The organism is Marinicella meishanensis (assembly GCF_019931145.1).
Classification (GTDB): Bacteria; Pseudomonadota; Gammaproteobacteria; order Xanthomonadales; family Marinicellaceae; genus Marinicella; species Marinicella meishanensis.
The window spans coordinates 175,203-200,969 of sequence record NZ_JAIOUV010000008.1 but is presented as its reverse complement, the minus strand read 5'-3'; the positions used below and the strand labels follow the sequence as shown (position 1 = coordinate 200,969).

General features: G+C 50.4%; 34 protein-coding genes. 28 read left to right on the top strand and 6 right to left on the bottom strand.

The window, feature by feature from the left end:
• From rplV to purU, 26 genes are all read left to right on the top strand, one after another.
• On the top strand, positions 1-336 hold the full coding sequence (gene rplV / locus K7G70_RS14405; protein WP_223789359.1) for a 50S ribosomal protein L22: 336 nt from the start codon (positions 1-3) through the stop codon (positions 334-336).
• A gap of 10 nt (positions 337-346) precedes the next feature.
• Positions 347-1,036 (top strand): 30S ribosomal protein S3, encoded by a 690-nt coding sequence (gene rpsC, locus K7G70_RS14400; RefSeq protein WP_223789358.1) that lies wholly within the window; start codon positions 347-349, stop codon positions 1,034-1,036.
• Complete coding sequence (gene rplP / locus K7G70_RS14395) at positions 1,036-1,449, top strand: 50S ribosomal protein L16 (RefSeq protein ID WP_223789357.1); 414 nt, start codon at positions 1,036-1,038, stop codon at positions 1,447-1,449. Before rpsC ends, rplP begins: the two co-directional genes overlap by 1 nt.
• On the top strand, positions 1,449-1,637 hold the full coding sequence (gene rpmC, locus K7G70_RS14390; protein ID WP_223789356.1) for a 50S ribosomal protein L29: 189 nt from the start codon (positions 1,449-1,451) through the stop codon (positions 1,635-1,637). Before rplP ends, rpmC begins: the two co-directional genes overlap by 1 nt.
• 5 nt (positions 1,638-1,642) lie before the next feature.
• On the top strand, positions 1,643-1,903 hold the full coding sequence (gene rpsQ / locus K7G70_RS14385) for a 30S ribosomal protein S17 (protein WP_223789355.1): 261 nt from the start codon (positions 1,643-1,645) through the stop codon (positions 1,901-1,903).
• 12 nt (positions 1,904-1,915) lie between these two features.
• On the top strand, positions 1,916-2,284 hold the full coding sequence (gene rplN, locus K7G70_RS14380; RefSeq protein ID WP_223789354.1) for a 50S ribosomal protein L14: 369 nt from the start codon (positions 1,916-1,918) through the stop codon (positions 2,282-2,284).
• A gap of 10 nt (positions 2,285-2,294) precedes the next feature.
• A complete protein-coding gene (rplX, locus tag K7G70_RS14375; RefSeq protein ID WP_223789353.1) occupies positions 2,295-2,612 on the top strand; it encodes a 50S ribosomal protein L24 in 318 nt (105 codons plus the stop codon).
• Positions 2,613-2,622: 10 nt separating this feature from the next.
• Positions 2,623-3,165: a 50S ribosomal protein L5 gene (rplE, locus tag K7G70_RS14370; RefSeq protein WP_223789352.1), complete on the top strand. Its 543-nt coding sequence runs from the start codon at positions 2,623-2,625 to the stop codon at positions 3,163-3,165.
• 5 nt (positions 3,166-3,170) lie between these two features.
• Positions 3,171-3,476 carry a 30S ribosomal protein S14 gene (rpsN, locus tag K7G70_RS14365; protein WP_223789351.1) on the top strand — a complete coding sequence of 102 codons (306 nt, stop codon included), beginning with the start codon at positions 3,171-3,173 and terminating at the stop codon, positions 3,474-3,476.
• Positions 3,477-3,489: 13 nt separating this feature from the next.
• Entirely contained in the window at positions 3,490-3,885 is a 396-nt protein-coding gene (gene rpsH / locus K7G70_RS14360) for a 30S ribosomal protein S8 (protein ID WP_223789350.1), read from the top strand.
• 14 nt (positions 3,886-3,899) lie between these two features.
• Positions 3,900-4,427 carry a 50S ribosomal protein L6 gene (gene rplF, locus K7G70_RS14355; RefSeq protein WP_223789349.1) on the top strand — a complete coding sequence of 176 codons (528 nt, stop codon included), beginning with the start codon at positions 3,900-3,902 and terminating at the stop codon, positions 4,425-4,427.
• 18 nt (positions 4,428-4,445) lie between these two features.
• A complete protein-coding gene (gene rplR, locus K7G70_RS14350) occupies positions 4,446-4,802 on the top strand; it encodes a 50S ribosomal protein L18 (RefSeq protein ID WP_223789348.1) in 357 nt (118 codons plus the stop codon).
• The gene (gene rpsE, locus K7G70_RS14345) at positions 4,802-5,329 is read left to right on the top strand and encodes a 30S ribosomal protein S5 (RefSeq protein WP_488801386.1); all 528 of its coding nucleotides are present in this window, start codon (positions 4,802-4,804) and stop codon (positions 5,327-5,329) included. The genes rplR and rpsE overlap by 1 nt, the downstream gene beginning before the upstream one ends.
• Entirely contained in the window at positions 5,322-5,522 is a 201-nt protein-coding gene (gene rpmD / locus K7G70_RS14340) for a 50S ribosomal protein L30 (RefSeq protein WP_077413071.1), read from the top strand. Before rpsE ends, rpmD begins: the two co-directional genes overlap by 8 nt.
• Positions 5,523-5,539: 17 nt before the next feature.
• A complete protein-coding gene (gene rplO, locus K7G70_RS14335) occupies positions 5,540-5,971 on the top strand; it encodes a 50S ribosomal protein L15 (protein ID WP_223789346.1) in 432 nt (143 codons plus the stop codon).
• Between the two features lie 2 nt (positions 5,972-5,973).
• A complete protein-coding gene (gene secY / locus K7G70_RS14330) occupies positions 5,974-7,332 on the top strand; it encodes a preprotein translocase subunit SecY (protein ID WP_223789345.1) in 1,359 nt (452 codons plus the stop codon).
• Positions 7,333-7,563: 231 nt separating this feature from the next.
• Complete coding sequence (gene rpsM / locus K7G70_RS14325; protein WP_223789344.1) at positions 7,564-7,920, top strand: 30S ribosomal protein S13; 357 nt, start codon at positions 7,564-7,566, stop codon at positions 7,918-7,920.
• 45 nt (positions 7,921-7,965) lie between these two features.
• On the top strand, positions 7,966-8,352 hold the full coding sequence (gene rpsK / locus K7G70_RS14320) for a 30S ribosomal protein S11 (protein WP_077413067.1): 387 nt from the start codon (positions 7,966-7,968) through the stop codon (positions 8,350-8,352).
• Positions 8,353-8,363: 11 nt separating this feature from the next.
• Positions 8,364-8,993 (top strand): 30S ribosomal protein S4, encoded by a 630-nt coding sequence (rpsD, locus tag K7G70_RS14315; RefSeq protein ID WP_223789343.1) that lies wholly within the window; start codon positions 8,364-8,366, stop codon positions 8,991-8,993.
• Positions 8,994-9,017: 24 nt separating this feature from the next.
• The gene (locus K7G70_RS14310; RefSeq protein WP_223789342.1) at positions 9,018-10,013 is read left to right on the top strand and encodes a DNA-directed RNA polymerase subunit alpha; all 996 of its coding nucleotides are present in this window, start codon (positions 9,018-9,020) and stop codon (positions 10,011-10,013) included.
• Between the two features lie 11 nt (positions 10,014-10,024).
• A complete protein-coding gene (rplQ, locus tag K7G70_RS14305) occupies positions 10,025-10,423 on the top strand; it encodes a 50S ribosomal protein L17 (protein WP_223789341.1) in 399 nt (132 codons plus the stop codon).
• A 173-nt stretch (positions 10,424-10,596) separates the two neighbouring features.
• Positions 10,597-11,115, top strand: coding sequence for a disulfide bond formation protein B (locus K7G70_RS14300; RefSeq protein ID WP_223789340.1), 519 nt, complete (start codon positions 10,597-10,599; stop codon positions 11,113-11,115).
• Positions 11,112-12,473: a class II 3-deoxy-7-phosphoheptulonate synthase gene (locus K7G70_RS14295; protein ID WP_223789339.1), complete on the top strand. Its 1,362-nt coding sequence runs from the start codon at positions 11,112-11,114 to the stop codon at positions 12,471-12,473. Before K7G70_RS14300 ends, K7G70_RS14295 begins: the two co-directional genes overlap by 4 nt.
• Before the next feature lie 64 nt (positions 12,474-12,537).
• The gene (locus K7G70_RS14290; protein ID WP_223789338.1) at positions 12,538-14,103 is read left to right on the top strand and encodes a tetratricopeptide repeat protein; all 1,566 of its coding nucleotides are present in this window, start codon (positions 12,538-12,540) and stop codon (positions 14,101-14,103) included.
• Between the two features lie 8 nt (positions 14,104-14,111).
• Positions 14,112-14,621, top strand: coding sequence for a hypothetical protein (locus tag K7G70_RS14285; RefSeq protein WP_223789337.1), 510 nt, complete (start codon positions 14,112-14,114; stop codon positions 14,619-14,621).
• A gap of 368 nt (positions 14,622-14,989) precedes the next feature.
• A complete protein-coding gene (purU, locus tag K7G70_RS14280) occupies positions 14,990-15,850 on the top strand; it encodes a formyltetrahydrofolate deformylase (RefSeq protein WP_223789336.1) in 861 nt (286 codons plus the stop codon).
• Between the two features lie 298 nt (positions 15,851-16,148).
• Here purU and K7G70_RS14275 read toward each other — a convergent pair whose 3' ends face one another.
• The 5 genes from K7G70_RS14275 to nagZ form a co-directional block, all read right to left on the bottom strand.
• Positions 16,149-16,448, bottom strand: coding sequence for a DUF1244 domain-containing protein (locus tag K7G70_RS14275; RefSeq protein ID WP_223789335.1), 300 nt, complete (start codon positions 16,446-16,448; stop codon positions 16,149-16,151).
• Positions 16,449-16,502: 54 nt separating this feature from the next.
• A complete protein-coding gene (locus K7G70_RS14270; RefSeq protein WP_223789334.1) occupies positions 16,503-17,780 on the bottom strand; it encodes a TLD domain-containing protein in 1,278 nt (425 codons plus the stop codon).
• Between the two features lie 13 nt (positions 17,781-17,793).
• The gene (locus K7G70_RS14265; RefSeq protein ID WP_223789333.1) at positions 17,794-18,033 is read right to left on the bottom strand and encodes a hypothetical protein; all 240 of its coding nucleotides are present in this window, start codon (positions 18,031-18,033) and stop codon (positions 17,794-17,796) included.
• Between the two features lie 232 nt (positions 18,034-18,265).
• Positions 18,266-20,275 (bottom strand): NADPH-dependent 2,4-dienoyl-CoA reductase, encoded by a 2,010-nt coding sequence (locus tag K7G70_RS14260; protein ID WP_223789332.1) that lies wholly within the window; start codon positions 20,273-20,275, stop codon positions 18,266-18,268.
• Between the two features lie 8 nt (positions 20,276-20,283).
• Positions 20,284-21,339, bottom strand: coding sequence for a beta-N-acetylhexosaminidase (gene nagZ / locus K7G70_RS14255; RefSeq protein WP_223789331.1), 1,056 nt, complete (start codon positions 21,337-21,339; stop codon positions 20,284-20,286).
• 248 nt (positions 21,340-21,587) lie between these two features.
• Between nagZ and K7G70_RS14250 the strand changes: the two genes are divergently transcribed.
• On the top strand, positions 21,588-23,804 hold the full coding sequence (locus K7G70_RS14250; RefSeq protein WP_223789330.1) for a S8 family serine peptidase: 2,217 nt from the start codon (positions 21,588-21,590) through the stop codon (positions 23,802-23,804).
• A gap of 33 nt (positions 23,805-23,837) precedes the next feature.
• Here the strand turns inward: K7G70_RS14250 and K7G70_RS14245 are convergent, their stop codons facing one another.
• On the bottom strand, positions 23,838-24,086 hold the full coding sequence (locus K7G70_RS14245; RefSeq protein WP_223789329.1) for a hypothetical protein: 249 nt from the start codon (positions 24,084-24,086) through the stop codon (positions 23,838-23,840).
• Here K7G70_RS14245 and K7G70_RS14240 point away from each other — a divergent pair.
• Entirely contained in the window at positions 24,021-25,691 is a 1,671-nt protein-coding gene (locus K7G70_RS14240) for a M23 family metallopeptidase (protein WP_348525087.1), read from the top strand. The two genes, K7G70_RS14245 and K7G70_RS14240, sit on opposite strands and share 66 nt — an antisense overlap.
• The last annotated feature ends 76 nt before the right edge of the window (positions 25,692-25,767 follow it).

Below are 25,767 nucleotides of genomic sequence, written 5' to 3'. Positions count from 1 at the left end.
ATGGAAATTGTAGCGAAATTAAGAAGAGCCAACATTTCGGCCCAAAAAGTCAGACTGGTTGCTGACCAAATCCGGGGCATGAATGTTGAGCAAGCTGAGCAGTTGTTGACCTTCAGCCCCAAGAAAGCCGCGCACATCGTGAAGAAAGCGCTGATGTCAGCCGTGGCCAACGCCGAGCACAACAATGGCATGGATGTGGACGAGTTGTTCGTCAGCTCCATCTATGTTGATGAAGGCCCCACCTTGAAACGAGGCCGGGCCAGAGCCAAAGGCAGAGGCACACGAATTTTAAAAAGAACCAGCCACATCACTGTGAAAGTGGCTGAAGCATCATAAAGGCAAGATTATGGGTCAAAAAGTACATCCAATTGGTATCAGACTGGGAATTTCTAAACAACACAATTCCAAGTGGTACGCAGAAAAAGGTCAATTTGCTGATCAACTGGTGAAGGACATCAAAGTCCGTGAATACCTGCATGACAAATTGAAGCATGCATCGATCAGTAAGATTGAAATTGAAAGACCGGCTAAGAACGCCCGCATCACCATCCACACGGCCAGACCCGGTATCGTGATTGGTAAAAAAGGTGAGGACATTGAGCAGTTGAAAAACACCTTGTCCAAAATGATGGGTTTGCCGACTCACGTCAATGTGAACGAGATCAGAAAACCAGAACTGGACGCGCGTTTGGTGGCTGAAGGCATCGCCTCACAGCTGGAACGTCGCATCATGTTCCGCCGCGCCATGAAGCGTGCCGTAGGCAGTGCTTTGCGCTTGGGCGCCTTGGGCATCCGAGTGGCGGTGGCCGGTCGTTTGAATGGGGCTGAGATTGCCCGCACTGAGTGGTACCGTGAAGGCCAGGTGCCTTTGCACACTTTGCGTGCTGACATTGACTACGCCACAGCCAAAGCGTACACCACGTACGGCGTGATCGGAATCAAAGTTTGGATTTATAAAGGTGAAGTTTTCGATCTGGAAAATCACAACAGTGAGTCAGAAAAGAAAGCCAGCAAGAAAAGTCGGGGTAAAAAATAATGTTACAGCCGAAAAGAACTAAATACAGAAAACAGCAAAAAGGCCGGAACCGCGGTTTAGCCCATGGTGGCAACAAGGTGAGTTTTGGTGATTTTGGTCTGAAAGCAACCTCTCGTGGCTTGCTGACAGCGCGTCAAATTGAAGCGGGTCGTCGTGCCATCACCCGACACGTGAAACGTGGCGGTAAATTGTGGATTCGTGTGTTCCCAGACAAAGCCGTGACCGCCAAACCAATCGAGGTGCGGATGGGTAAAGGTAAAGGTAACATCGAGTATTGGGCAGCTGCCATCAAACCCGGTCGTGTGATCTATGAAATCCAAGGGGTTTCAGAAGAAATGGCCCGTGCAGCTTTTGCAAAAGCAGGTGCTAAATTTCCTGTGCAAACAACATTCGTTAAACGTGTGGTGATGTGATGCAAGCGAAAGAATTAAGAAGTAAAGATCTTGCAGAGTTGCAGGAAGAATTAAATAAGTTGTTACAAAAGCAATTCGATTTGCGAATGGCTCGTGGTAATGGTCAATTAACAAAAGTTCATCTGATGCGTGAAGTCCGCCGTGACATCGCCCGCGTCAGAACGGTTATGAACCAAGCGAAAGGGTGAATGTCATGACTACAGAAACCAAAGTACAAAGAACCAAAAGTGGCGTGGTCACCAGTGACAAAATGAATCAAACCGTGACGGTGATGATTGAACGCAAAATCAAGCATCCCTTGTATGGCAAGTACATCAAGAAGTCGACCAAGATTCATGCCCATGATCCTGATAACAAATGTCAACAAGGCGACGTTGTCAAAATCGCTGAATGTCGACCCATCTCCAAGACCAAGTCTTGGCAAGTGGTCGAAATTGTTGAATCAAACAATTAAGAGGTACTGACCATGATACAAATGCAAAGTAGATTATCAGCTGCTGACAATTCAGGTGCCAAGGAAGTCCAATGCATCAAAGTGTTGGGTGGCTCCAAGCGTCGTTATGCCGGTATCGGAGACATCATCAAAGTTTCCGTGAAACAAGCCATTCCTCGTGGCAAAGTGAAAAAAGGCGAAGTTTATAACGCAGTGATCGTAAGAACCAAAAAAGGCGTGCGCCGCTCAGACGGCTCATTGATTCGTTTCGATGGCAATGCCGTGGTGATGTTGAACTCCAAGTTGGAGCCCATCGGCACCCGTATTTTTGGCCCTGTAACTCGTGAACTGAGATCTGGTAAATTCATGAAGATCATTTCATTGGCGCCAGAAGTATTATAAGGAAACGACTATGCAAAGAATTAAACAAGGTGACGAAGTAATCGTTATTGCTGGACGCAGTAAAGGCCAACGCGGCAACGTACTCAAAGTGATGAGTGATGGTCGTTTGTTGGTGAACAATGTGAACACAGTGAAGAAGCACGTGAAACCCAATCCTCAAATCGAGGAAAAAGGTGGCATCAAAACCCAGGAAGCGCCCATTGACGCCTCCAATGTGATGCTGTTCAACCCAGCCTCAGGCAAGGGTGAGCGTGTTGGTTTTAAAGTGTTGGAAAACGGCCGAAAAGTTCGGGTATTCAAATCCAATGGTGAGGCGGTAGACGCTTAAGAGAATAGTTATGGCCAGATTAGAAAAATATTACAAAGAAGAAGTGGTTCCCAAACTGATGGAAACCGGCAAATTCGACAATGTGATGCAGGTGCCTAAAATCACCAAAATCACGTTGAACATGGGTGTCGGTGAAGCAGTGGGTAACAAAAAAGTGTTGCAGAATGCAGCGGGTGACATGGCACAGATCGCCGGCCAAAAACCAGTGATCACCCATGCCAAAAAATCTGTGGCGGGTTTCAAAATCCGTGAAGATTGGCCCATCGGCTGTAAAGTGACCCTCAGACGTCAAAAAATGTACGAGTTCCTGGATCGACTGGTGAATGTTTCGTTGCCTCGGGTGCGTGACTTCCGCGGTTTGAATCCCAAATCATTCGACGGTCGTGGTAATTATTCCATGGGCGTGAAGGAGCAAATCATTTTTCCTGAAATTGAGTACGACAAAATTGATGAGTTGCGTGGCTTGGACATTTGTATCACCACCAACGCCAGAAACGACGAGGAAGCTCGCATGTTGCTGGATCATTTTGATTTTCCATTCAAAGGTAGGTAACAGACATGGCTAAGAAATCAATGGTCGAACGCGACCTGAAAAGAAAAAGAATCGTGGCAAAGTATGCCGAGAAACGTGCTGCCTTGAAAAAAATCATTGCTGATCCCAACACCACATTTGAAGAAATGATGGCGGCCCAAGAAGCGTTACAGAAAATGCCAAGAAATGCATCGCCTTCACGCATGCGTAACCGCTGTCAGATTTCTGGCAGACCTCGCGGTTACTACAACAAGTTTGGTTTGAGCAAAACCAAATTCCGTGAAGCGGCCATGCGTGGTGACATTCCTGGTTTGAAGAAAGCCAGCTGGTAAAGAGAGTACAGATATGAGTTTAAGTGATCCAATTTCAGACATGATTTGCAGCATCAAGAATGCGCAAGCAGTCAACAAAGACAGCACCGTGACCCCGGCTTCCAAAGTGAAGAAGGGCATTTTGTCTGTGCTGCAACAGGAAGGCTACATCAGATCTTTTGAGTTGATTGAAAAGGACAACCACCCTTTCATCAAAATCAACATCAAGTATTACAGGAACCGTCCTGTGATCGAGATGATCAAAAGAGTCAGTAAGCCTGGTTTAAGACAATACCGCGGTAAAGACGAGTTGCCTCGTGTGGATGCCGGTTTCGGCACCGCGATTGTTTCAACATCCAAAGGCATCATGACCGACCAATCAGCCCGCGCTGAACAAATTGGCGGTGAAGTGCTTTGCGTGGTTAAGTAAGCGGGAGATAGAGCATGTCAAGAATTGCAAAAAAACCCATTCCAGTGGCCGCCAATGTCGACTTCAATGTCAAAGACCAAGTGGTGACCGTTAAGGGTCCCAAAGGTCAATTGACCATGGACTTGCATGAAGCCGTGACTGTTGAGCAAAAAGACGGTGAATTGCACGTGTCTGCCACCAGTGACGACATGGTTTATATGGCTGGTACCATGCGCTCTTTGATCAACAACATGATCGAAGGCGTGACCAATGGTTTCGTGAAGAAACTGCAATTGGTCGGCGTTGGTTACCGGGCTGCCATGAAAGGCAAAGACTTGGATTTGAATCTGGGCTTTTCTCACCCCGTTGTGTATCCAGCGCGTGAAGGCATCACCTTTGAGACCCCTTCACAAACTGAGATCGTGGTCAACGGTGTGGACAAGCAACAAGTCGGTCAAGTGGCGGCAGAAATCAGGGCCATCAGACCACCTGAGCCATACAAAGGCAAAGGTGTGAAGTATGCTGATGAAAGACTGTACAGAAAAGAGGCCAAGAAAGCGTAAAGCTTGGTGGACAGAACTATGCATAAAAAGAACACACAACGAATTAAGAAAGCGACCAGAACCCGAGCCAAATTGCGCGAACTGGGTGTGCCCTCATTGTCAGTGCACAAAACCGGCCAGCACCTGTATGCGCAAATTTTCTCTGGCGACGGCAAAACAACATTGGCTGCAGTTTCGACCCAGCAAAAAGGTTTGCTCGCTGACGGTGCCTCTCGCACCAACATCGAAGCGGCCAAAGCCGTGGGCAAAGCAATCGCTGAGAAAGCCAAAGAAGCAGGTGTTGAATCTGTTGGGTTTGATAGATCAGGTTTTATCTATCATGGCAAAATCAAGGCATTGGCCGAAGCAGCACGAGAAGCGGGGTTGAAATTCTGATGAACGATAAAAGAAAAAATATGGCAGACAAAGATCAAGGCGACAATTTGTTGGAGCGCTTGGTTGCGGTCAACCGCGTGGCCAAAGTGGTCAAAGGTGGTCGACAATTCGGCTTCGCTGCATTGACTGTGGTGGGTGATGGCAAAGGCAAAATTGGTTTTGGTTATGGCAAAGCCAAAGAGGTGCCTGTGGCCATTCAAAAAGCCATGGATCAAGCCCGACGCAACACCACTGAAGTGAGCCTGAAAGGCAACACCTTGTGGCATGCCACCAAAGCCAAGCATTCTGGCTCACGGGTTTACATGCAGCCTGCATCGGAAGGTACCGGTGTGATTGCCGGTGGTGCGATGCGCGCCGTGTTTGACGTGGTTGGCGTGGAAAACGTATTGGCCAAATCACAAGGTTCAAACAATCCCATCAACTTGGTCAGAGCCACCATCAAAGGTTTGCAGCAAATGACTTCACCTGAAGACATCGCCGCAAAACGTGGTAAGACTCCTGAGGAGGTAATGGAAAATCATGGCTAAAGCAAAGAAAGTTGGTCAAGTCAAAGTGACACAAATCAAAAGCACCAACAAATCATTGGCTAATCACAAAGCCTGTGTCAGAGGGCTCGGTATCAGAAAGATGCACCAATCACGTGTGGTTGATGCAACCCCTGAGAACCTGGGAATGATTAACGCAGCGATTCACTTGTTGAAAGTGGAAGAAGTTAAATAAGCGTGGGTGAGAAAACTATGAAACTCAATTCAATCAAACCTGCAGCAGGTGCCACCAAAGCCGGTAAACGCGTCGGCCGAGGCATTGGTTCTGGTTCAGGAAAAACTTGTGGCCGCGGTCACAAAGGACAAAAATCACGTTCTGGTGGTTTCCACAAAGTGGGCTTTGAGGGCGGTCAATTGCCGATCCACAAACGTTTGCCCAAGTACGGTTTTACGTCACAAATGGCCGATACCCGTGCCGAGCTGTGTTTGTATCACTTGAATGCCATCGATGCCAGTGACATCGATGTGGCTTTCTTGATCGACAACGGTTACGTGAAACGTGGCGTGACCAAAGTCAAAGTGATCAACACGGGCAGCATTGAAAAGGCTGTGAATCTGAAAGGTTTGCAAGTGACCAAAGGGGCACAAGCAGCCATTGAAAAAGCCGGTGGAAAAGTAGAATAATTATGTCCAGCAGACAAGAACAAGTAGAAAAGTTACTCGGCAATAAGAAAGGCTTGAGCGAGCTCAAAAGCCGCATATTGTTCGTAATAGGTGCCTTGATAATCTATCGAATGGGTACCTTTTTACCTGTTCCTGGTGTGAACCCAGCAGCCATGGCTGAATTGCTGAAACAAAATTCAGGCGGCCTGATCGACATGTTCAACATGTTTTCAGGTGGTGCGCTGGGACGGTATTCGATTTTTGCCTTGGGGGTGATGCCTTACATCACAGCCTCGATCATCATGCAAATTTTGAGCCACACCGTACCGGCACTGAGGGAACTGAAAAAGGAAGGTGAGACAGGGCGTCGCAAGACCACCCAGTACACCCGGTACTTCACCATTGCGTTGGCCATTGTGCAATCATTCAGCATCACCTCGGCGCTGCAAAACTTTGATGCAGCCGGTGGATTGCCAGTGGTGCCACAACCGGGCTTTGGCTTTTTGTTCACCGCCACCGTGTCTTTGACTGGCGGCACCATGTTTTTGATGTGGTTGGGTGAGCAAATCACCGAGCGCGGCATCGGTAACGGCATTTCCTTGATCATCTTCGCGGGCATCGTGGTTGGCCTACCAGGCGCCATTGTGTCGGTGTTTGAATTGGTCAGCCAAGGACAGCTGAATGCCCTGTGGGCCGTGTTGTTGATGGTCGTGGCCTTGGCTTTGACGGCTTTCATCGTGTTCGTGGAGCGCGGACAGCGTCGCATCACCATGCAATTTGCCCGTCGTGGTGGCCGCCAAGGCACCCAGTCGCAGACTTCATACTTGCCGTTGAAAGTGAACATGTCTGGTGTGATACCGGTGATTTTCGCCTCATCATTGGTGTTGTTCCCCAGCACCATCGCCAGTTTTGTGGGACAGAGCAAAGGCTTTGAGTGGTTGACCGACCTGTCACAGCAGCTGTCGCCAGGCAACACCCTGTACATGATTTTCTTTGGGGTGTTGATTGTGGGTTTTGCGTTTTTCTACACGGCGTTGACGTTCAATGCCGATGAAACGGCCGACAACCTGAAACGCCAAAGTGCGGTGATCCCAGGCATTCGACCCGGTAAACAAACCTCCACTTACCTGGATGGGGTGTTGACCCGAGTCACTTTCTGGGGTGCTTTGTATCTGTTGGGCGTGAGCTTGCTGCCAGACTTTGTCAATCAATTCATCACCGTGCCGTTCGCTTTGGGCGGAACCGGCTTGTTGATTGTGGTGGTTGTGGCGATGGATTTCATGGCCCAATTGCAAAACCATTTGGTGTCTCAACAATACGATTCAGTGTTGAAGAAAACCAACATCAAAAATTACCGCCGTTCGGGCAAGATTCGACGGTAAGAAAACGACATCGACACGCATTGCCATTGTTTGAAAAAATGATGGCAATGCTTTTTGTGTTGATATATAATTTGCGCCCTTTCGTGAAGATACCCTTCAATCAGCGCTGATTGAAAGGCGTCAACGGGGCAAAGAGGAAAGGTGTCAAAACCTTTTTTTGGTAATAAGAAAAGCAAACACGGGGTTGCGAAGATCCGGTGCGCGCTTTTTTTGAGGAATCAGGAGTAAATAATGGCTCGTATTGCGGGTGTAAACATACCAGTGCATAAGCATGCTTGGATTGGCCTGACCAGTATTTATGGTATTGGCCGAACCAGGGCATACGAAATATGCGACAACGCAGGCGTTGATCCTGCCCACAAAATTGGGCAGTTGGATGAAGACGCTTTGGATAAGCTTCGTGCAGAAGTGGCTAAGTTTGATGTGGAAGGTGACCTCCGTCGGGAAGTGGCCATGGACATCAAACGATTGATGGATTTGGGTTGTTATCGTGGTTTGCGTCACCGCCGGGGTTTGCCGGTGCGTGGTCAAAAAACCAAAAACAATGCCAGGACCCGCAAAGGTCCCAAGAAACCTATCAAACGTTAATTGAATCATTGAATATCCCAAGCGATATCAGATCAGAGAAATGTAATGGCTAGACCACAAAAAACTAAGAAGAAAATTAAAAGAACTGTTGTTGACGGCATCGCGCACGTACACGCGTCTTTCAACAATACCATCATCACGATCACTGACAGACAAGGCAATGGTTTGTCGTGGGCAACGGCTGGTGGGTCTGGATTTAGAGGTTCAAGAAAAAGTACCCCATTTGCTGCACAGGTGGCTGCTGACAGAGCAGGCCAAGTGGCTAAGGAATACGGTATGAAAAACATTGAAGTTCGAATTAAAGGTCCAGGTCCAGGCAGAGAATCATCTGTTCGCGCATTGAACGCCCTCGGTTTTCGTGTAACCAACATCATTGATATTACACCGATTCCTCACAATGGTTGCAGACCACCCAAACGTCGCAGGGTGTAAGGAGATATAAAATGGCAAGATATTTAGGTCCTAAATGTAAATTGGCACGTCGCGAAGGCGTCGATTTGATGACTAAAAGCCCGGCCCGAGCCATGGAGACCAAGTGTAAACTTGACGTGGCTCCTGGCCAACACGGTCTGGCTGGTAAAAGAAACAAGCCCTCTGACTACGCCTTACAGCTGCGTGAAAAGCAAAAAGTTCGCAGAACCTATGGTGTGTTGGAAAAGCAATTCGTTAACTACTACAAAAAAGCCGCCAAGCAAAAAGGCGCGACCGGTGAAAACCTGTTGAAACTGCTGGAATCTCGTTTGGACAACGTGGTTTACCGCATGGGTTTTGCTGTGACCCGCAATGAAGCGCGTCAATTGGTCAGCCACAAATCCATCTTGGTTAACGGCAGTGTTTGTAACATCCCTTCATACCAGGTGAAAGCCGGTGACGAAGTGGAAGTGCGTGAAAAATCGAAAAAACAATTGCGCATCAAACAAGCTTTGGAATTGTGGGGCGAAATGAATTTATTCGCTGATTGGGTAACGGTCGATGCAGGCAAAATGGTTGGACAATTCAAAGCGGTACCAAACCGCGATGATTTACCTGCCGACATCAACGAAAACTTGATTGTTGAGCTTTACTCGAAATAACAACCCCCAACAGAGAGATTTATTATGTCTGACATATTGGCAAAATTACTTCGCCCCCGAGTGGTCGAAGTGGATGAACGCTCTGATTACAGCGCTAAAATAATCATTGAACCTCTGGAGCGGGGTTTTGGACATACCTTGGGTAATGCGTTTCGCAGAATTTTGCTGTCGTCGATCCCTGGGTGTGCCATCACTGAAGTGAGCATCGATGGTGTGCAACACGAATTCTCAACCCTGGAAGGGGTGCGTGAAGACGTGGTGGAAATTTTGTTGAACCTGAAAACCCTGTCTTTCATCATGCCTGACCGTGATGATGCAGAGATTTCAATCAACGCCACCGGCGGTACCGTGACGGCGGCTGACATTCAATTGCCCGAAGGTGTTGAAGTGGCCAATCCAGAACAAGTGATTTGTCACTTGGACAAAAATGCTTCCATCACCATGCGCATGACGGTGGAAAAAGGGGTGGGTTATGAACCTTCTACCAACCGCATTCACGCCGAAGAGTCACGACCCATTGGTCAGTTGGTGTTGGACGCCAGCTTCTGCCCAGTGAAACGCGTGGCTTACGATGTGGAAAACGCCCGTTTGCACCAAAAAACCAACCTGGACAAGCTGATCCTGGACATCGACACCGATGGTTCGATTTCAGCCGAAGACGCGGTTCGCACTGCAGCCAGAATTTTGGTTGAGCAAATGGCCATCTTCATTGACTTCAAGATCGAAACCACGGTCGAAGAGAAAGAAGAGAAAGAAAAATTAAATCCTATTTTGTTGAAACCAATCGATGAATTGGAATTGACCGTGCGTTCAGCCAACTGTCTGAAAGCGGAAAACATTCAATACATAGGTGATTTGATTCAAAGAACCGAAGTGGAGTTGTTGAAGACCCCTAACTTGGGTAAAAAATCATTGAACGAAATCAAAGGTGTACTTTCAGAGATGGGTCTCACTCTGGGTGTGCGTTTAGAAAATTGGCCTCCAGCAGCGATCAGGACTGCTGAGCGTCTTATCGGATAAGGGGCAATATCATGCGTCACAGAAAATCAGGTAGAAAATTAAACAGAACCTCATCTCACAGAAAAGCCATGTTCAAAAACATGGCCACTTCATTGTTCGAGCATGAGTTAATCAAAACCACTGTGCCCAAAGCCAAAGAGTTGCGTCGGGTGGCAGAAAAATTGATCACACTGGCCAAAGTCGATTCAGTGGCCAACAGAAGGCTGGCGTTTTCACGCTTGCGCAGCAAGGAAATCGTCAACAAATTGTTCACCGAATTGGGCCCTCGTTACCAAGAGCGTCCTGGCGGATACTTGCGCATTCTGAAATGCGGTTTCCGTGCCGGTGACAACGCGCCCATGGCCTATGTCGAATTGGTAGACCGTCCATTGAAAACCGCTGCTGTCGAAGTGGCTGATGACAGTGAATGATCTGACCTGACATGAATCATCAAAAAAACCCAGCTTTGGTTGGGTTTTTTTGTGCCTGTGTATTTTTTCAAAAAATTCAATCAAATTATTGAATAAAGGGTGTTTTGCCCGGTCTATATTTGCTAACCTACGCTTCTACCCATAGAAAAAACATAACCAATTCGAATCAAACCATGATGAGTGTGACCAAAAATCAATTCAGACTACTGACTTTACTGCCGTTTTTGACCTGTGCCGGCTTACTGGCTTATGCTTTGTATGTTGAGCATGTGATGTTTTTGATGCCTTGTAATTTGTGCATCTTGCAGCGGGTGGTGTTCATCGTGATCGGCGTGCTGTTCCTGTTGGGCAGCTTCAAACCCGTACAACACTGGGGCCGCAAAGGTTTGGGCGTGTTGATACTCATCAGCAGTGCTGCGGGCATCGGCCTTGCTGGCCGCCATGTCTGGATGCAAGGCCTGCCACCAGAACTGGTTCCAGACTGTGGACCCAGTTTGCAAATGATGATGGAAAACTCATCCATTTGGGATGCCGTTTCATCGGTGCTCAGTGCCTCGGGCAACTGTGCCGACATTCAGTGGGAATTCCTTGGCATGAGCATGCCCACCTGGACTTTGATTTGTTTCATTGGTCTGTTTATCTACACCATCCTGTGGATGTTCATTAAAATTAAAAATACCCAAGAACCATGAAAACCGTAACAAACAATACCCCCGTAGACACTTGGAGTCTGGACAGCTGGAAAAACAAAGCCATCAGACAACAAGCCATTTACCCTGATCAAGCGCACTTGGATCAGGCCTTGACCAAACTGTCATCGCTACCGCCTTTGGTGACCTCCTGGGAAATCAAGCGCTTGAAACAGTATTTGGCCGAAGTGTCCCGTGGTGAACGGTTTTTGGTACAAGGTGGCGATTGTGCCGAAAGCTTTGCTGACTGCAATTCTTCGATCATCTCAAACCGCCTGAAGGTGCTGATCCAAATGAGTCTGGTGTTGATCCATGGCTGCCAAATTCCGGTGGTCCGGGTTGGCCGTTTTGCCGGTCAATACGCCAAACCCCGTTCGGCAGATCTGGAAACCCGTGATGGTGTCAGTTTGCCTTCGTTCCGCGGTGACATCGTCAACCAAAATGAATTCACCGAAGCGGCACGGATACCCAATCCCGACAAAATGTTGGAAGCGTATCACCATTCGGCCATGACCATGAATTTCATTCGGGCCTTGGTTGATGGTGGTTTTGCCGACATTCGGCACCCCGAGTACTGGGACTTGGCCTGGGTCAAGCATTCGAAAAATGCCGAAAAGTTTCATCAACTGGTGGGCGAGATCAAAGATTCCATTCAGTTTGCTGAAGTGTTGGTGGGTCGCAAAGTCAACAACCTGTCCAGCGTCGAGTTCTTCTCAGCCCACGAAGCTTTGCACCTGCATTATGAGCAGGCGCTGACCCGCACCGTGCCGCGACAAGAGGGTTATTTCAATCTCAGTGCCCACTTCCCATGGATCGGTCTTCGAACCAACCAAGTGGACAGCGCTCATGTGGAGTTGCTGCGTGGTGTGGAAAACCCCATTGGGGTCAAAATTGGTACCGAAACCGATGACGATCATTTGATCGACTTGTGTCGCACCTTGAATCCCAAGAATGAAGCCGGCAAGCTGACCTTGATCCACCGTTTTGGCGCGAAAAACATCGAAGCCAACTTACCGCGCTTGATCAACACCGCGAAAAAAGCCAAGCTGGATGTGATCTGGTGCGCCGACCCCATGCACGGCAACACCGAAGCCACATCCAATGGTTACAAAACCAGACGCTTTGAAAACATCAGCAAAGAAGTCGAATTGGCCTTCAAAATTCACAAAGCCAACGGCTCACACCTGGGCGGTGTGCATCTGGAACTCACCGGTGAGAACGTCACCGAGTGTCTCGGCGGCGCCAGGGCCTTGCAAGAGGCCGATCTGGGCAAAGCCTATACCACCCAAGTCGACCCCCGTTTAAACTACGAACAAGCTCTTGAGTTGGCTTTTTCGATCAAGGATTTTTATCGTCAATAAGACTTGAGCGTTGCCAGACACCCACCGGTCAGCCGCGGTGTCTGGTACAGCAACAGGAACCAGGATGGCCAGCAGACACACCCACAGGAACGCATTAAGCCTAAATTGGCTGAGCTGGCTGCTGCTGGCTGGTTGGCTGCCTTGGGCGGTGGCCGCAGCGGGCCGCAAAGACGATGTCTATCATGCCCAATTACAACTCACATTGGCCGATGGCAGCGCGCTGTCTGAGGCCGTTGAATACAAATACCCGGCGCACGAAGAAGTGCATTGCATCGAAGAAACGGTGCTAGTGGTGTTCCATTGGGACGAGACCGAACTGCAGGTGGATGATGAACAATCACAATTCGTCGATGACCAGCTCTACTGGCGGGCTCAAGACGTCTTGGCTGACACCCTCAAACAACTGAATATCACCGAAGCAGGCCAGGCCAGCTTGGCTTTTTCCATTTTTAATGACGCTGCCAACCGCCAACAATTCACCCAGGCCCAGGCCGCTTATGAAAGCGCAGATTATCAGCAAACCTTGACCATGCTGGGTGCCATCACAGCAGTCGATGCCAATCAAGTTTGTGTGTTGAGCCACCAAGCCATGGCCCATTCTGAATTGGGCGCTTATCACACCGCCATTGCCTATTATGACCGGGCCATTGCCATCTCGCCCCAAAACGATCGTCTGTATTATTCCAGGGGGTGGCGATACAAACAGCTGGGTGATTACGATCAGGCTTTGCAAGACATGCACACCGCACGCCAATTCATTGATTTCTTTTGGGAAACATATTACCAGCTGAGTCACATCTCCACCTTGATGGACCGGCCATTGGATGCCATCAACTACGCCACTTTGGGCTTGCAGCATGGCAACAAGGGGGTGATGTTGGAGCGCCGCGGTTGGGCGTATATCAATGACGATTCTCCGCAGATGGCATTGCATGATTTCACCTTAGCCATTGCCGAAGACCCCAGTGACGGTGACTATTACGAAGGGCAAGCCAAAGCCTGGTATGACATGGAATCGTATGAGGCTGCCCTCAAGGCCATCAACCAGGCCATCGAGCTGAATCAGCCACAACGCTACAACATGTTCCTCAAGGCCACCATTTTGGATGAGCTGGGACAGCTGGATGCGGCGGAAACCTTGTTTCAAGAGATTTTGGACAGCAAAGACCCGGATCGGGCGACTTATAACAACTACGGCTTCAATTTAATCAAGTCAAACAAAATGCAACGAGCCAGTGAAGTTTTCCAAATGGCTTTGGATCGGGGCTTTGATTCGGTGTTGTTGCGCAACAATTTGGCCACGGCCTGGTATCAATTGGGGGACTACGAGCAGGCGCAACAGACGGTCGAAGCGGCCATGGCATTTTCTGATAACACGGATCTGGCCTATGAGTGGACCATGCTGGCTCGCATCCACATCCAACAAGGGCAATATGAGGCGGCATTTGAGTTGCTGAAAAAAGCGCAGCAAACTGACCTGGATTTTCTGGATGCCTATTATGCTTACATCAAAGGCGAGGATGGCAACTTTTTTGCCAGTGCATTGGCCGATTTGGTGCGCTTCACTGAGGACTCAGAAACCCATGAAATTGTCCACATCAAAGCCAAGTTGCTGCAGGAGAAGTTATGAGGTTGGGCATGCTCATGGTGTGGGTCTTGTTGTTGACAGGGTGTCAGTTTGAAGCACCAGAGGCGGTACCGACTGAGCAATACGATGCGGTCATTGCTCAAAAATTGTCTCCCAGTAATTATGAAGAGTTCTTTTTTGAGGCCAAATATTTGGCTGGGTTGAACCTTGATTTCTCCATCAAACCGGTGATTGAATCCAGCGATGAAGACGATGAACCGCGCTTGGCTGTGGTCTTGAAGGACCTGAAGCGAGACCATTACTTAACCATAGAATATGGCACCCAGCCTGGCCCCACGATAGACCTGATGGTGGTGTCAGGGGAAGACGTTTGGTTTGAGTCCATGATCGAGTTGGGCGAAAGCATCAGCCAATTGAGTGTGCGATTTGATGATGGCAACGTCCACATCAAAGCCGGAGACTTTGCCCATGCCATGGGCGTGCCATTCGATATGGAGTGGGTTTCGATTCAACACATTTCGGCCGAAATCACCAACCACATTGATTTCATTTATCAGTAGTTACGCACAGGAACAGCCGCGTTGTTTGGTGCCGAATAATCAAGTGTGGTGAAATATCCAAAGTTCCAGTTTCAATTGATGTGAAGTCAATGTTCTCCTGAATGTTTAACCAGTGGATCCACGGTTCACGATCTCCGATCCTGTCTCGATTCAAGGACTTAGGTCCATGTAAGCCAAGCCCGAGGATGATGGTTTTGGAAGTTAAAGTCAACATTATCCTTGACGATTTACCGGCGAAGAGCCTGCCCCCAGTGAAAACGGGTGCCGGTACCCAGAGTCTTTCTTTTTGCATTGTAGCTCTGGTGGCTATTGATGAATGTTGGTGTGGTTTGTAATATACGCCTTTTAAGGATGGAACAAGCGTGCACATGGCCCAACAACAAATCATCTTAAAACTCAGCTGTCCGGACCAAATTGGCGTGGTGGCGGCGGTGGCCAACCATTTCGCTGACCAGCAATTCAACATCATCGAGTCATCGCAGCATGAAGACCCGCACACCAATTTGTTTTTCATGCGCACCGTGTTGGAGAATGCCGGTACTGAACAGACTTTGAGCACGATCCGTCAGGCCTTTGCACCAGTGGCTGAGCGCATGCGCATGCGCTGGCAAATGCACGACCGATATCACCGGCCCAAGGTGTTGATCGCGGTGTCCAACTGGGGGCATTGCTTGAATGCCATGCTCAATGCCTGGCGCAACCAAAGCTTACCCATTGAGGTGGTGGGGGTGGTGTCGAACCATCGGATCATGGAAAAAATGGCCGAGTGGTACGGTCTGACTTACCATTATCTGCCGATCGAAAAGGACCAGAAAGCCGAGCAAGAGGCCAAGCTGCTCATGGTGTATCAAGACAGTGGCGCGGATTTGTTGGTGCTGGCCCGCTATATGCAAATCTTGTCTCCCGGGCTGTGTGAACTACTGGCCGGTCGCATCATCAACATCCATCACTCCTTTTTACCGGGTTTTGTTGGCGCCAGGCCGTATCATCAGGCATTCCATCGCGGGGTCAAACAAATTGGCGCCACCGCCCATTATGTCACCGCTGATCTGGACGAAGGACCCATCATTGAGCAGGCGGTGGAACGGGTTTCCCACGCCAATTCACCCGAAGAGTTGACCAACATCGGCCGTGACATCGAAGCCATGGTGCTGAACCGCGCGGTCAAGTGGCATGCCGAACACCGGGTGCTGATTAACGGGGTCAGAACGGTGGTGTTCAATCGGTGAAAAAGGTTCCAATGAAGAATCCTATTCAGATTATTCATTACCACAAACTGTGTCATTCTGTGGCTTGACCACAGAATCCAGGTGGTTTGAATGTCGGCTGTTAGATGACCTGTAGAGGCTGCAAGTATTACCTGCCTGGATCCTGCGGTCAAGCCGCAGGATGACAACCGATAGGGACTCGACAGGCACGGTGCGCTTATTTGGGGTGGGCAAAGCCCACCCCACAGAGCGTAGGTTGGGCTTCGCCCATCATCATGGTTGGTGACGCCTTATGCGGTTCGGAGATCGGCAGAATTGATTATTTTTGGGATTGTTGGAATTGGGCCAGCTGTTCGGGGGTGGCTTCGGTCTGGTGTTTGGCTTTCCACTCGGCGTAATCCATTTTGTAGACGCTGCGGCGGGCGTCTTCAATGCCCAGGGTTTCACCCAAAGCTTCGGCTTCGGCGACCATCCATTTGGACAGGCAGTTGCGGCAGAATTTGGCCAGGATCATCAGGTCGATATTTTGCACTTCTTTGTGCTGGTCCAGGTGATCGATCAGGCGATCCAGTACACGGGCTTTGATCAGGGGTAAGTTGTCGAGGGTGGTTGGGTTCATGGGTGTTGTCATCAAAAAAGACTTATCTTAACACCCACAGCAGCCTGTTGGCTGTCATTCCTGCATGATCCACACTTCCAGTTCGGTCAAAGTTTCATTCACAGTAACGCCAGCATTGAGGCCACACAGTCGTTGGGAGCAAGCGTTGTTGGGAGAAGCCCCGCTGACCCCGTCGCATGAATAGGTATAGGGGAAGTTACAGTAAGCCAGTTGCATAGAAGTATTGATGTAAATGTCATGACCGTTGCCAAATGTGGTGCCGTAATTGATGTGGCTGTAAGTGCTGCGATCATAGTAATAGCCCGAGGGAAAACGTTCAGTGGTGGGGTTCAAGACAAACAGAAAAGCCGGGTCATGGCCTCGGTATCCGAAGGAGCCTGACCAGGAATTTTGGGTGTAACCCCCAAATAAGTGACCGTCGGACTTTTGCATGATTGAGATCGACGGTCCACGGTTGTCACACTGGCTATGAAAAGTGGCTGAACTGGCGCCATCAACCGTTAACTGGTAACACCGTTGCCACAATTGATTTTCATTACCGGCCCAGCGGTTGAGCTGTTGTTGTTGGGTTGGTGACAACAACACACTGCCAGCCATGGGTTCGGCCGGCGGCTCGGCTGAGCCACACACCACACTGCCGTCTGGGTTGATGCTTTGGATGAAGCTGCCGACCGAACATGTGTTGGCAACCCGCAGCTGCACTTCGGATGGCATGACTTGATCGGCGCCCACTGCATCATCGGCCAATTTGCTTTGGGTGATGGCGGCGTCGGCTATTTTGACTGTGGTCACGGCGGCATTTTCCAGCTTGCTGGTGCCCACCGCGGCATTGGCCAGTTGGTTGGCTGCAACCGCGCTGTCTGCCAACAGCGGGGTGGTGATGCTTTGGTTGGCAATGTCGCTTGTACCGATGCTGCCATCGACAATTTGCAGGCTGCCCACGGCATCATCAGCAATGAATTGGGACTGGATGGCGTAGGGTGAGGCATTGAGTTTTTGGCGTGGCAGCATTTGTTGGAATCCACCGACACTGCCACCGTCTCGCACCCCAATTTCTAACCACAGTTGTTCGCCCATGAATGGGGCATCGCCAAAATCCAACTCAGTGGTGAAAATGGAATTGTTGACAGCCAAGTCTTCGACAATGACCAGGCCCAAAGACTGGCCAGACTGCGCCGCGTCATGCAATTCAAAACTGAAGTCGTAGACCCCGGTGGTGGTGGCCCCGTTGATGGTCAATTGACCTTGGTAGGTAAATCCTGTGCCGACTGGATCGGCATGAACAGGTTGCAGCAACAACCAACAGAATAACCCACGGATAACATGTTTCATTTTCATCCCCGCTTCATGGCCCGAAGCCAGTTTTAAATATCACGTCACTGATCATGTGTTCAGACCAAAACCCACCTTGTAAAGCATAGGGGCCTGCGGTGCTCAGTTGATTGGCAGCTGGTTGTGCGATGGTGCCGGTCACGGCCACAGAGCCACCAGCAGACTGGCCTCCGCCATTGGCGATCACATGCCGTTCAATCTTGGCCGTGCCATTGACTTGAGCTTGCCCCAATGACAAGCCCGCAGCAATCAAAATGGTAATAAAAATCTGTTTGATCAGTACACACCTTTGTTCTCGTGTGATTATTGTAGCACAAAGCCGATGGGGGCTTGGGTTTCGCCCATCACAATGGGTTGATCTTGGGCTTGAGCACAGGATGAAGAGCCCAAAAAAGGATGGCAATCCAGAGATGGGATTGGCCCATCATTGACAAGGTATGGCTGCACGATTTCATTGTGGTGGGCGGAGTCCACCCAACCATGGGTTAAAGTTTCAAGCCCAATTCGGTGCCTTGTTTGATGGCACGCTTGGCGTCCAATTCGGCGGCCACATCGGCACCGCCGATGATGTGAAAATGGTCGTCGGTTTGGTACAGGTCTTTGTTCGACAACTGACCGGCACAGATGACCACGTGATCCACGTCAAGCACCTGGGGCTGTTCTTTGACGGTGATGTGCAAGCCTTGGTCATCGATTTTGTGGTATTGAACACCAGTGAGGGTTTTGATCCCCTTCTTTTTCAAGCTCAGTCGATGGATCCAGCCGGTGGTCTTGCCCAGGCCTTTGCCGGGTTTGCTGGTTTTGCGTTGCAACATGGTGATTTCACGGGCTGATTTTTCATCGTGGGCCTTGACCAAGCCGCCCGGGGCTTGGATCGATTGGTCGATGCCCCATTCGGCACAAAATTCATCAATGGTTTGCGCTTGATCCGGGTTTTCAACCGACAGGTACTCGGACACATCAAATCCGATGCCACCGGCCCCAATGACCGCCACTTTATGACCGGCCTTTTTGCGGCCGCTGAGCAGGTCGTGATATAAAATGACTTTGTCATGGTCGATGCCTTCGATGCCTGGCACCCGTGGCACCACGCCCGAAGCGATCACCACCTCATCAAAACCGTCCAGATCGCTTGCGGTGGCGGGGTGGTTCAACTTCAAGGTCACGCCATGCTTGTCCAACAAATGACTGAAGTAGTTGATGGTGTGGACGAATTCTTCTTTGCCGGGAATGGCTGCGGCCAGATTGAATTGGCCGCCGATTTTGTCAGATGCTTCAAACAAGGTCACTTGGTGACCACGTTCAGCCAAGGTGGTGGCACAAGACAAACCGGCCATACCGGCGCCCACCACGGCAATGTTTTTGGATTTTTGGGTGGGTTGTTTTTCGAATTCGGTCTCGTGGCATGCGGCCGGGTTGACCAGACAACTGGCCATTTGGTTTTTGAACACATGATCCAGGCAGGCTTGGTTACAGCCAATGCAGATGTTGATGTCTTGTGCTTGGCCTAAGCGGGACTTTTTCACCAGCTCAGGATCGGCCAAGAAAGGGCGCGCCATGGATACCATGTCGGCTTTGCCGGAAGCAATGATGTCCTCGGCCACTTGTGGGTGGTTGATGCGGTTGGTGGTCACCAGCGGCACGCTGACGGCTTGTTTGATCAACTCGGTGACCCAGGCAAAACCGGCACGGGGCACCATGGTGGCGATGGTCGGCACCCGGGCTTCGTGCCAGCCGATGCCGGTGTTGATGATGCTGACCCCGGCTTGCTCCAAATCTTGGGCGAGACGAATCACTTCATCGATGGAAGAACCGTTGTTGACCAGCTCCAACATCGACAAGCGAAAAATGATGATGAAGTCCTCACCCACCGCAGCGCGGGTTTGCTTAACGATCTCCAAGGCAAAGCGGGTGCGGTTTTCATATGAGCCACCCCAGTCGTCATCGCGGTCATTGGTGCGCGGTGAAATGAACTGGTTGATCAGGTAACCTTCAGAACCCATGATCTCCACGCCATCGTAGTGGGCTTTTTGTGCCAAGCGTGCGCAATTGACGAAATCCTTGATCTGTTTGTGGATTTTTTTGTCGCTCAGTTTTTTCGGTTTGAATGGGGTGATGGGTGATTGTTTGTCGGTGGCCGACACATTGAACGGGTGGTAGCCATAGCGTCCGGAGTGCAAAATCTGCATGCAGATCAAACCACCCACGCTGTGGACTGCTTCGGTCACCAAGCGGTGTCGTTTGACCTGAAAACCATATTTCAAAAAACCAGAAAACGGGCCAACCCAGCCGGCGATGTTGGGGGCGATGCCGCCGGTGACGATGATGCCGGCTTCACCAGCAGCCCGTTGTTTGAAATACTCGGCCAGTTTGGGGTAGTTTTTCGGCCGGTCTTCCAGGCCGGTGTGCATGGAGCCCATCAACACGCGGTTGTTGATGGTTTTGTTGCCCACTTTCAGGGGTTGGAAAAGGTGCGGGTAGTGCTGGTTTGTCATGGGTCGGTTTATGTCTGTGTTTTGTGTGTTGCCGAAATCTGGGCCAATAAGGTCACCAAGGCTTTGCGGGCTTGTTGCCAACGCATTTGTTCCCAAAAGGGACGCCCGGTGTCCAAGGTGGAGTGGCCTTGTAAGCGCATTATTTTAAGCAATTTTTGCTTGTTGTTGGGCAAATATTTCAAACGATTGTTTGAATACAATTCGGTGCACAATTCTGCTTCGCAAACCAAGGTCAAGTCGATGTCGGCGGAGACACAAGCCTGGTACCTTTGGTGAATGTCGCCCACGCATTCGGCGGCTTTCATGCCCAAATCATCGCTGATCGAAACCCCCTTGAACTGTTGTTGCTGACGCAAAATCTGTTGTTGCCACACGGCTGAGTAACCAGCCGGCAATTCACACACCTGGTTGTAAATCACATGCGACAACATCATGGCATCGATGCAGCCAGTCGGAATCAGGCGACTGAACGGCAGCATGTCGTGTTCAAACAGCGCTTCACGGGGGCGGTCATCCTGCGGCAATGCAAAATGCGAATCGGCTTTGACGGTGCCATGACCCGGGTAGTGTTTGGCGGTGGTTTTCATGCCCGCAGCTTGCATGCCCGCACAATAGATGCCACCCAGCTCAGTGACCAGATCGGGTTCGGTGGCAAACGCACGATCCCCAATCACATCGCTGCCGTTGTCCAGATCCAGCACCGGGGCAAAACTCAAGTCCACCCCGACGCTGAGCAATTCGCTGGCCATCAACCAGGCATGCAGGTGGGTCAGGGTTTTGGCCCAGTCACGGTCCTGGGCATAGGTTTTGCCCAGCAAACCCAAGGGCGGCAGTTGCGTGAAGGGCAAGCCAAAACGGACCACCCGTCCCCCTTCTTGATCCACCGCCAGCAGGAACTGTTGGCCTTTCAACGCACGGATCTGGCGGATCAATGCCGTCAGTTGCGGGTGACTGTGGAAATTGCGCTTGAACAGGATCACCCCACAAGTCAGTGGGTGGTTGAGGTTGTGCAGGTCTTGCTTGGTGAGTTCGAATCCTTCGATTCCGGTCATGATGTATGTCATGTCGCAGATTATATATCAAACAGCGACTGCAGCGGATGCGGCCGATGGTGGACGCCATCAAATCCTGGTGTGATTCAAAAAATCAATCGTTCAAAGCCAAAGTAGTCATTGGATTGAATATCTTGTGAATTCCTTCACATTTTTAACGGGATTGACATGACAGCATGGTTGCTCGGATTAAAGCAGGCCCTGCTTGGCCTACAATCCGATGCATAATTACAACCAAAAAAAGAGGAGTACATTTCATCATGTTTCAAAAACAACAGGTGACCAAACCGGTCCTGCTTTCCTTGTGTGCGGCAATCAGCACCCAACTCATGGCTCAGGATGACCCTGATTATTTATCACACCCAAGTCTGACGCCGATGACGGTGCAAGGCAGCACGTTGCATGCTTTTGGCGCGGAGGCCCATCCCCTGGCTAGCAACATCATTGTTAAGTACAAAGCCAGTGAAAAATCAGCCTCAGCAGCGGAGGCCACAAACAAAACCGCACAACTGAGTAAAGCGCTGGGCGTGCCCCTGTCGTTCAAACGCATGATGTCGGGTGATGCCGAGGTGTTAACGGTGCACTTGAAACAACAAGCCACCACGGCTGATTTACAAAAGGTGGTGGATGAGATCAGCCAACGCGACGATGTGGAATACGCCGAAATCGATGCTTGGATGGTCGCTTACCGCACCCCCAATGATTCGCGCTACAACGAACAGTGGCACTATTCCAATTCGGTCGGTGGCATGAAATTGCCTGGTGCTTGGGACGAAACCACCGGTTCGACCGCGGTCACTGTGGCGGTGTTGGACACCGGCTATCGCCCGCATCCTGACTTGGTCGGTAATGTGGTTGGAGAATACGACATGATTTCGTCCACTTCGGTGGCCAATGATGGCAATGGCCGTGACAGCAACGCCCAGGACCCGGGTGATTGGGTCACCGAAAACCAATGTGGTGACAATCCCGCCCAGGATTCATCTTGGCATGGGACACACGTGGCTGGTACCGTGGCTGCGGTTTCGGACAACAACAGTGGGGTCGCCGGTGTGGCTTGGAATGTCAACCTGGTGCCCGTGCGGGTGTTGGGAACCTGTGGTGGTTCGCTGTCTGACATCGCCGATGGCGTGCGCTGGGCGGCCGGTCTGTCAGTCAGCGGCGTGCCCAACAACCCCAACCCAGCCGATGTGATCAACATGAGTTTGGGTTCAACGGTGCCATCACCGTGCTCCAGCACCTATGCCAGTGCCATCAATGCCGCGGTCAGTGCCGGGGCCACCGTGGTGGTGGCCGCGGGTAACGACAATTCCAGTGACGGTTACCCACCGGGCAACTGTGCCAATGTGATTTCGGTGGCGGCCGGAGCCCGCGATGGTTCTCGGGCGTATTATTCCAACTTTGGTTCGGCGATTGACATCACCGCGCCCGGCGGCGATTTGTGTGACCCCATCACCGATGCGGCGCCCACTTCAGCCAGTGACTGTCGTGGTGGCACCGTGCGCACCACCGACATGATCCTGTCGACCTATAATACGGGCACCACCAGTCCTGGCAGCAACAGCTATGATTGGTCACAGGGCACCTCGATGGCCGCCCCCCATGTGGCCGGTTTGGCCGCCTTGATCAAATCGGTTGATGGCACCCTGACCCCAGCCGAAGTGGAACAGGTGATCAAAGACACGGCCGACTCATTCGCCAATGTGTCAGACCACCAATGCACCACCTCGATTTGTGGCGCGGGCTATGCCAATGCCGCTGCGGCAATTGCTTCACTGGACACCGATCCACCCCCACCGGGTGACACCGAGTTGACCAACGGCGTGGCCGTGACCGGTTTGTCCGGTGCTGATGGCAGCGAACGCCGTTTCACTTTGGCAGTGCCTGCTGGAGCGACTGATTTGAGTTTCAGCATCAGCGGTGGCTCAGGCGATGCCGATCTGTATGTGCGTTATGGGGCCGAGCCGACCTTGTCGGTGCGTGATTGTCGCCCCTGGTTGACCGGTAACAACGAAACCTGTGACATCACCAATGTGCAAGCCGGTACCTATCATGTGATGATCCATGGCTATGATCCGTACTCGGGCGTCAGCTTGGTGGGCAGTTACACCGCCGGGTCGTCTGAGCAAGACTTCTTCCAAAACACCAGCAACGTCAACATTCCGGACAACAACGCCACCGGCATCACCAGTTCGATCAACGTCAACCGTTCGGGCAATGCCGGCACCGTCGAAGTGTCGTTTGCCATTGTGCACACCTGGCGTGGTGACTTGGAAGTGGATTTGATTGCGCCCAATGGCGCCACCGCCACCTTGCACAGCCGCACCAACAGCAACGACAGTGCGGACAACTTGAGCAAGACCACCACCATCAACGCGGCCAGCGTCAGCGCGTCGGGAGAATGGCGCCTCCGGGTCAAAGACCGCGCCGCCCAAGACACCGGCTACATCGATTCCTGGAGCATCGAATTCCAGTGATGAGAAAACCATTAGGAAGGATCAAAAGGGCACTCAGGTGCCCTTTTTTTGTTCCAATCTTTGGTCACTTCTGAGCACAAAACCAATCAGTTGGCTACAAATTGGGTGGTTATGCCGCTGATTCACACACAAACAACACCCTTCTTCCAAGTTTTCAACAAAGGAATTTGCCTGACTGATCGTAAGATCGAAGTGATTAATACGTTTCAGGCTCACATGTTCAACAAACTCAACCCCATGATCATTTTTTTCGCCTTGGCATCCAGTTCTGTTTTGGCTCAAGGACCCTTGGTTTGGCCTTTAAACCATGAAATCCACAACAAAACCTATATTTCAAATTACATGGATCAAAACCCAACAAGCAATTTTTTCCGTGACCACAGTTGTGGAACCACACATGGGTATGATGGCCATCATGGCACTGACATGGCGGTCAACTCCTTTCGGGATTCAGACCAAGAGGTTGGGGTGGTTGCGGCCCAGTCAGGGGTCGTGACATCAGCAACCAGCAACCAACCGGACCGCAATTTTTGGCCACCTTACGATGGCACAGGCAATGGTGTCTGGATTCGGCATGATGACGGACAATATGCTTTGTATTGGCACATGCGCAAAGACTCCATCACAGTGCAAGTGGGTGATCGGGTTGAGCAAGGCCAACTATTGGGTTATGTCGCCAGTTCAGGCAATACACCCATACCTCACCTCCACTTTCAAGTTAACAATTCTCAGAACTTCAGTGACGCGGTGGACCCGTTTGCCGGCAATTGTAATCCCCATGAAGGGTTGTGGGAAAATCAAATTGACTATGTATCGGATGATCCTTTGCGGGTCCTGGATGCCGGAGTGACTTTAGAAATGGGGTTCCAGGGTGTGTATCAATTTGGCCCCTTGGTGCCTTTGAAAGAACGATTGATACAGCCTGTTGGTATCGCTTCAGACGAAGCGATGATAGCCATTTGGGCTCAATTCCAAGGCAATGTGGGAGATCAGTTGACAATGATTGTATTGGATCCAAGTGGCGACAGATTCTACACCAGCAATTACACCTTGAGCACCAAGCGTCGATATGGGTGGTATGTGGACGCTGTGCCATTCATGGTCAATGAGGAGGCGGCCAAAGGTGTTTGGACACTGCTGATTGAAAATGACCAAGGCAGCCAATATCAGCAACATTTTGTGGTGCAAGAAACCACCCAATATGCACCCCGGTTTTACCCCGTGTCTGGTAAATCTTTCGTCATCAATGGTGCGGCACAAACCCATCAGTTGGTTGAATTGGGGCTGAGTGGAAACCTGAGGTATCAACTCATAGGCGCCCCATCTGAATTCAAATTGAACGGACAAGTACTGACTGTTCCCCCGGTCTCAAGCCAGCAATACCGCAATTTAAATTTCAGCATTGCCGCGATCGATGAAGAAGGGTACATCGATTACTTCAAAGTGCATGTGGTTGATTATGACAAACCAAACAATGATTTCATCATCACCGATGCCATCAATGGCAATTGGTTCAACCCCATTTCCGGTGGTCGAGGATTTAACATTGAAGTGTCGCACTTGTTTTTCATGACTTGGTTCACTTTTCAATCCAAACAAACCGGATCATCGGCAGCGATCAACAACACAGTTGGTCATACGGACCAAAGGTGGTTGGCAGCCAGTGGTGATTTTTCAGGAAACAAAGCCAGGTTGGATATTTTAAACGTCAAAAGTGGCTTTTTTGATCAGGCCAATCAGGTGGAGGTTTCAGAGCCCGCTTCCTATGGAACCATTGAAATCGAGTTCTACGATTGTAATTTTGGCTTGGTCAAATACGACATCTTCGCAGAAAACTTATCGGGTTCAATTCCCATTCAAAAAATCGTTGGCAAGCCTTGTGAATGAAACCAGGCTGTGATTTGTGCCAATGCACAACAGGCGCACATCTACTTTTACAAGCTTGATGGTGAGCACAGACCAG

Coding starts and splice junctions, on each gene's coding strand:
- K7G70_RS14240 (WP_348525087.1), top strand. CDS start 24,021: ATGTTCAACAAACTCAACCCCATGATCATTTTTTTCGCCTTGGCATCC.
- rpmD (WP_077413071.1), top strand. CDS start 5,322: ATGGCTAAAGCAAAGAAAGTTGGTCAAGTCAAAGTGACACAAATCAAA.
- secY (WP_223789345.1), top strand. CDS start 5,974: ATGTCCAGCAGACAAGAACAAGTAGAAAAGTTACTCGGCAATAAGAAA.
- rpmC (WP_223789356.1), top strand. CDS start 1,449: ATGCAAGCGAAAGAATTAAGAAGTAAAGATCTTGCAGAGTTGCAGGAA.
- purU (WP_223789336.1), top strand. CDS start 14,990: ATGGCCCAACAACAAATCATCTTAAAACTCAGCTGTCCGGACCAAATT.
- rplR (WP_223789348.1), top strand. CDS start 4,446: ATGCATAAAAAGAACACACAACGAATTAAGAAAGCGACCAGAACCCGA.
- K7G70_RS14290 (WP_223789338.1), top strand. CDS start 12,538: ATGGCCAGCAGACACACCCACAGGAACGCATTAAGCCTAAATTGGCTG.
- nagZ (WP_223789331.1), bottom strand. CDS start 21,339: ATGACATACATCATGACCGGAATCGAAGGATTCGAACTCACCAAGCAA.
- rplO (WP_223789346.1), top strand. CDS start 5,540: ATGAAACTCAATTCAATCAAACCTGCAGCAGGTGCCACCAAAGCCGGT.
- rpsQ (WP_223789355.1), top strand. CDS start 1,643: ATGACTACAGAAACCAAAGTACAAAGAACCAAAAGTGGCGTGGTCACC.
- K7G70_RS14275 (WP_223789335.1), bottom strand. CDS start 16,448: ATGAACCCAACCACCCTCGACAACTTACCCCTGATCAAAGCCCGTGTA.
- rpsN (WP_223789351.1), top strand. CDS start 3,171: ATGGCTAAGAAATCAATGGTCGAACGCGACCTGAAAAGAAAAAGAATC.
- rplF (WP_223789349.1), top strand. CDS start 3,900: ATGTCAAGAATTGCAAAAAAACCCATTCCAGTGGCCGCCAATGTCGAC.
- K7G70_RS14300 (WP_223789340.1), top strand. CDS start 10,597: ATGATGAGTGTGACCAAAAATCAATTCAGACTACTGACTTTACTGCCG.
- rplQ (WP_223789341.1), top strand. CDS start 10,025: ATGCGTCACAGAAAATCAGGTAGAAAATTAAACAGAACCTCATCTCAC.
- rpsH (WP_223789350.1), top strand. CDS start 3,490: ATGAGTTTAAGTGATCCAATTTCAGACATGATTTGCAGCATCAAGAAT.
- K7G70_RS14285 (WP_223789337.1), top strand. CDS start 14,112: ATGCTCATGGTGTGGGTCTTGTTGTTGACAGGGTGTCAGTTTGAAGCA.
- rpsK (WP_077413067.1), top strand. CDS start 7,966: ATGGCTAGACCACAAAAAACTAAGAAGAAAATTAAAAGAACTGTTGTT.
- rpsE (WP_488801386.1), top strand. CDS start 4,802: ATGAACGATAAAAGAAAAAATATGGCAGACAAAGATCAAGGCGACAAT.
- K7G70_RS14250 (WP_223789330.1), top strand. CDS start 21,588: ATGTTTCAAAAACAACAGGTGACCAAACCGGTCCTGCTTTCCTTGTGT.
- rpsC (WP_223789358.1), top strand. CDS start 347: ATGGGTCAAAAAGTACATCCAATTGGTATCAGACTGGGAATTTCTAAA.
- K7G70_RS14270 (WP_223789334.1), bottom strand. CDS start 17,780: ATGAAACATGTTATCCGTGGGTTATTCTGTTGGTTGTTGCTGCAACCT.
- K7G70_RS14295 (WP_223789339.1), top strand. CDS start 11,112: ATGAAAACCGTAACAAACAATACCCCCGTAGACACTTGGAGTCTGGAC.
- rplV (WP_223789359.1), top strand. CDS start 1: ATGGAAATTGTAGCGAAATTAAGAAGAGCCAACATTTCGGCCCAAAAA.
- K7G70_RS14310 (WP_223789342.1), top strand. CDS start 9,018: ATGTCTGACATATTGGCAAAATTACTTCGCCCCCGAGTGGTCGAAGTG.
- K7G70_RS14260 (WP_223789332.1), bottom strand. CDS start 20,275: ATGACAAACCAGCACTACCCGCACCTTTTCCAACCCCTGAAAGTGGGC.
- rplP (WP_223789357.1), top strand. CDS start 1,036: ATGTTACAGCCGAAAAGAACTAAATACAGAAAACAGCAAAAAGGCCGG.
- rpsD (WP_223789343.1), top strand. CDS start 8,364: ATGGCAAGATATTTAGGTCCTAAATGTAAATTGGCACGTCGCGAAGGC.
- rplE (WP_223789352.1), top strand. CDS start 2,623: ATGGCCAGATTAGAAAAATATTACAAAGAAGAAGTGGTTCCCAAACTG.
- rplX (WP_223789353.1), top strand. CDS start 2,295: ATGCAAAGAATTAAACAAGGTGACGAAGTAATCGTTATTGCTGGACGC.
- rplN (WP_223789354.1), top strand. CDS start 1,916: ATGATACAAATGCAAAGTAGATTATCAGCTGCTGACAATTCAGGTGCC.
- rpsM (WP_223789344.1), top strand. CDS start 7,564: ATGGCTCGTATTGCGGGTGTAAACATACCAGTGCATAAGCATGCTTGG.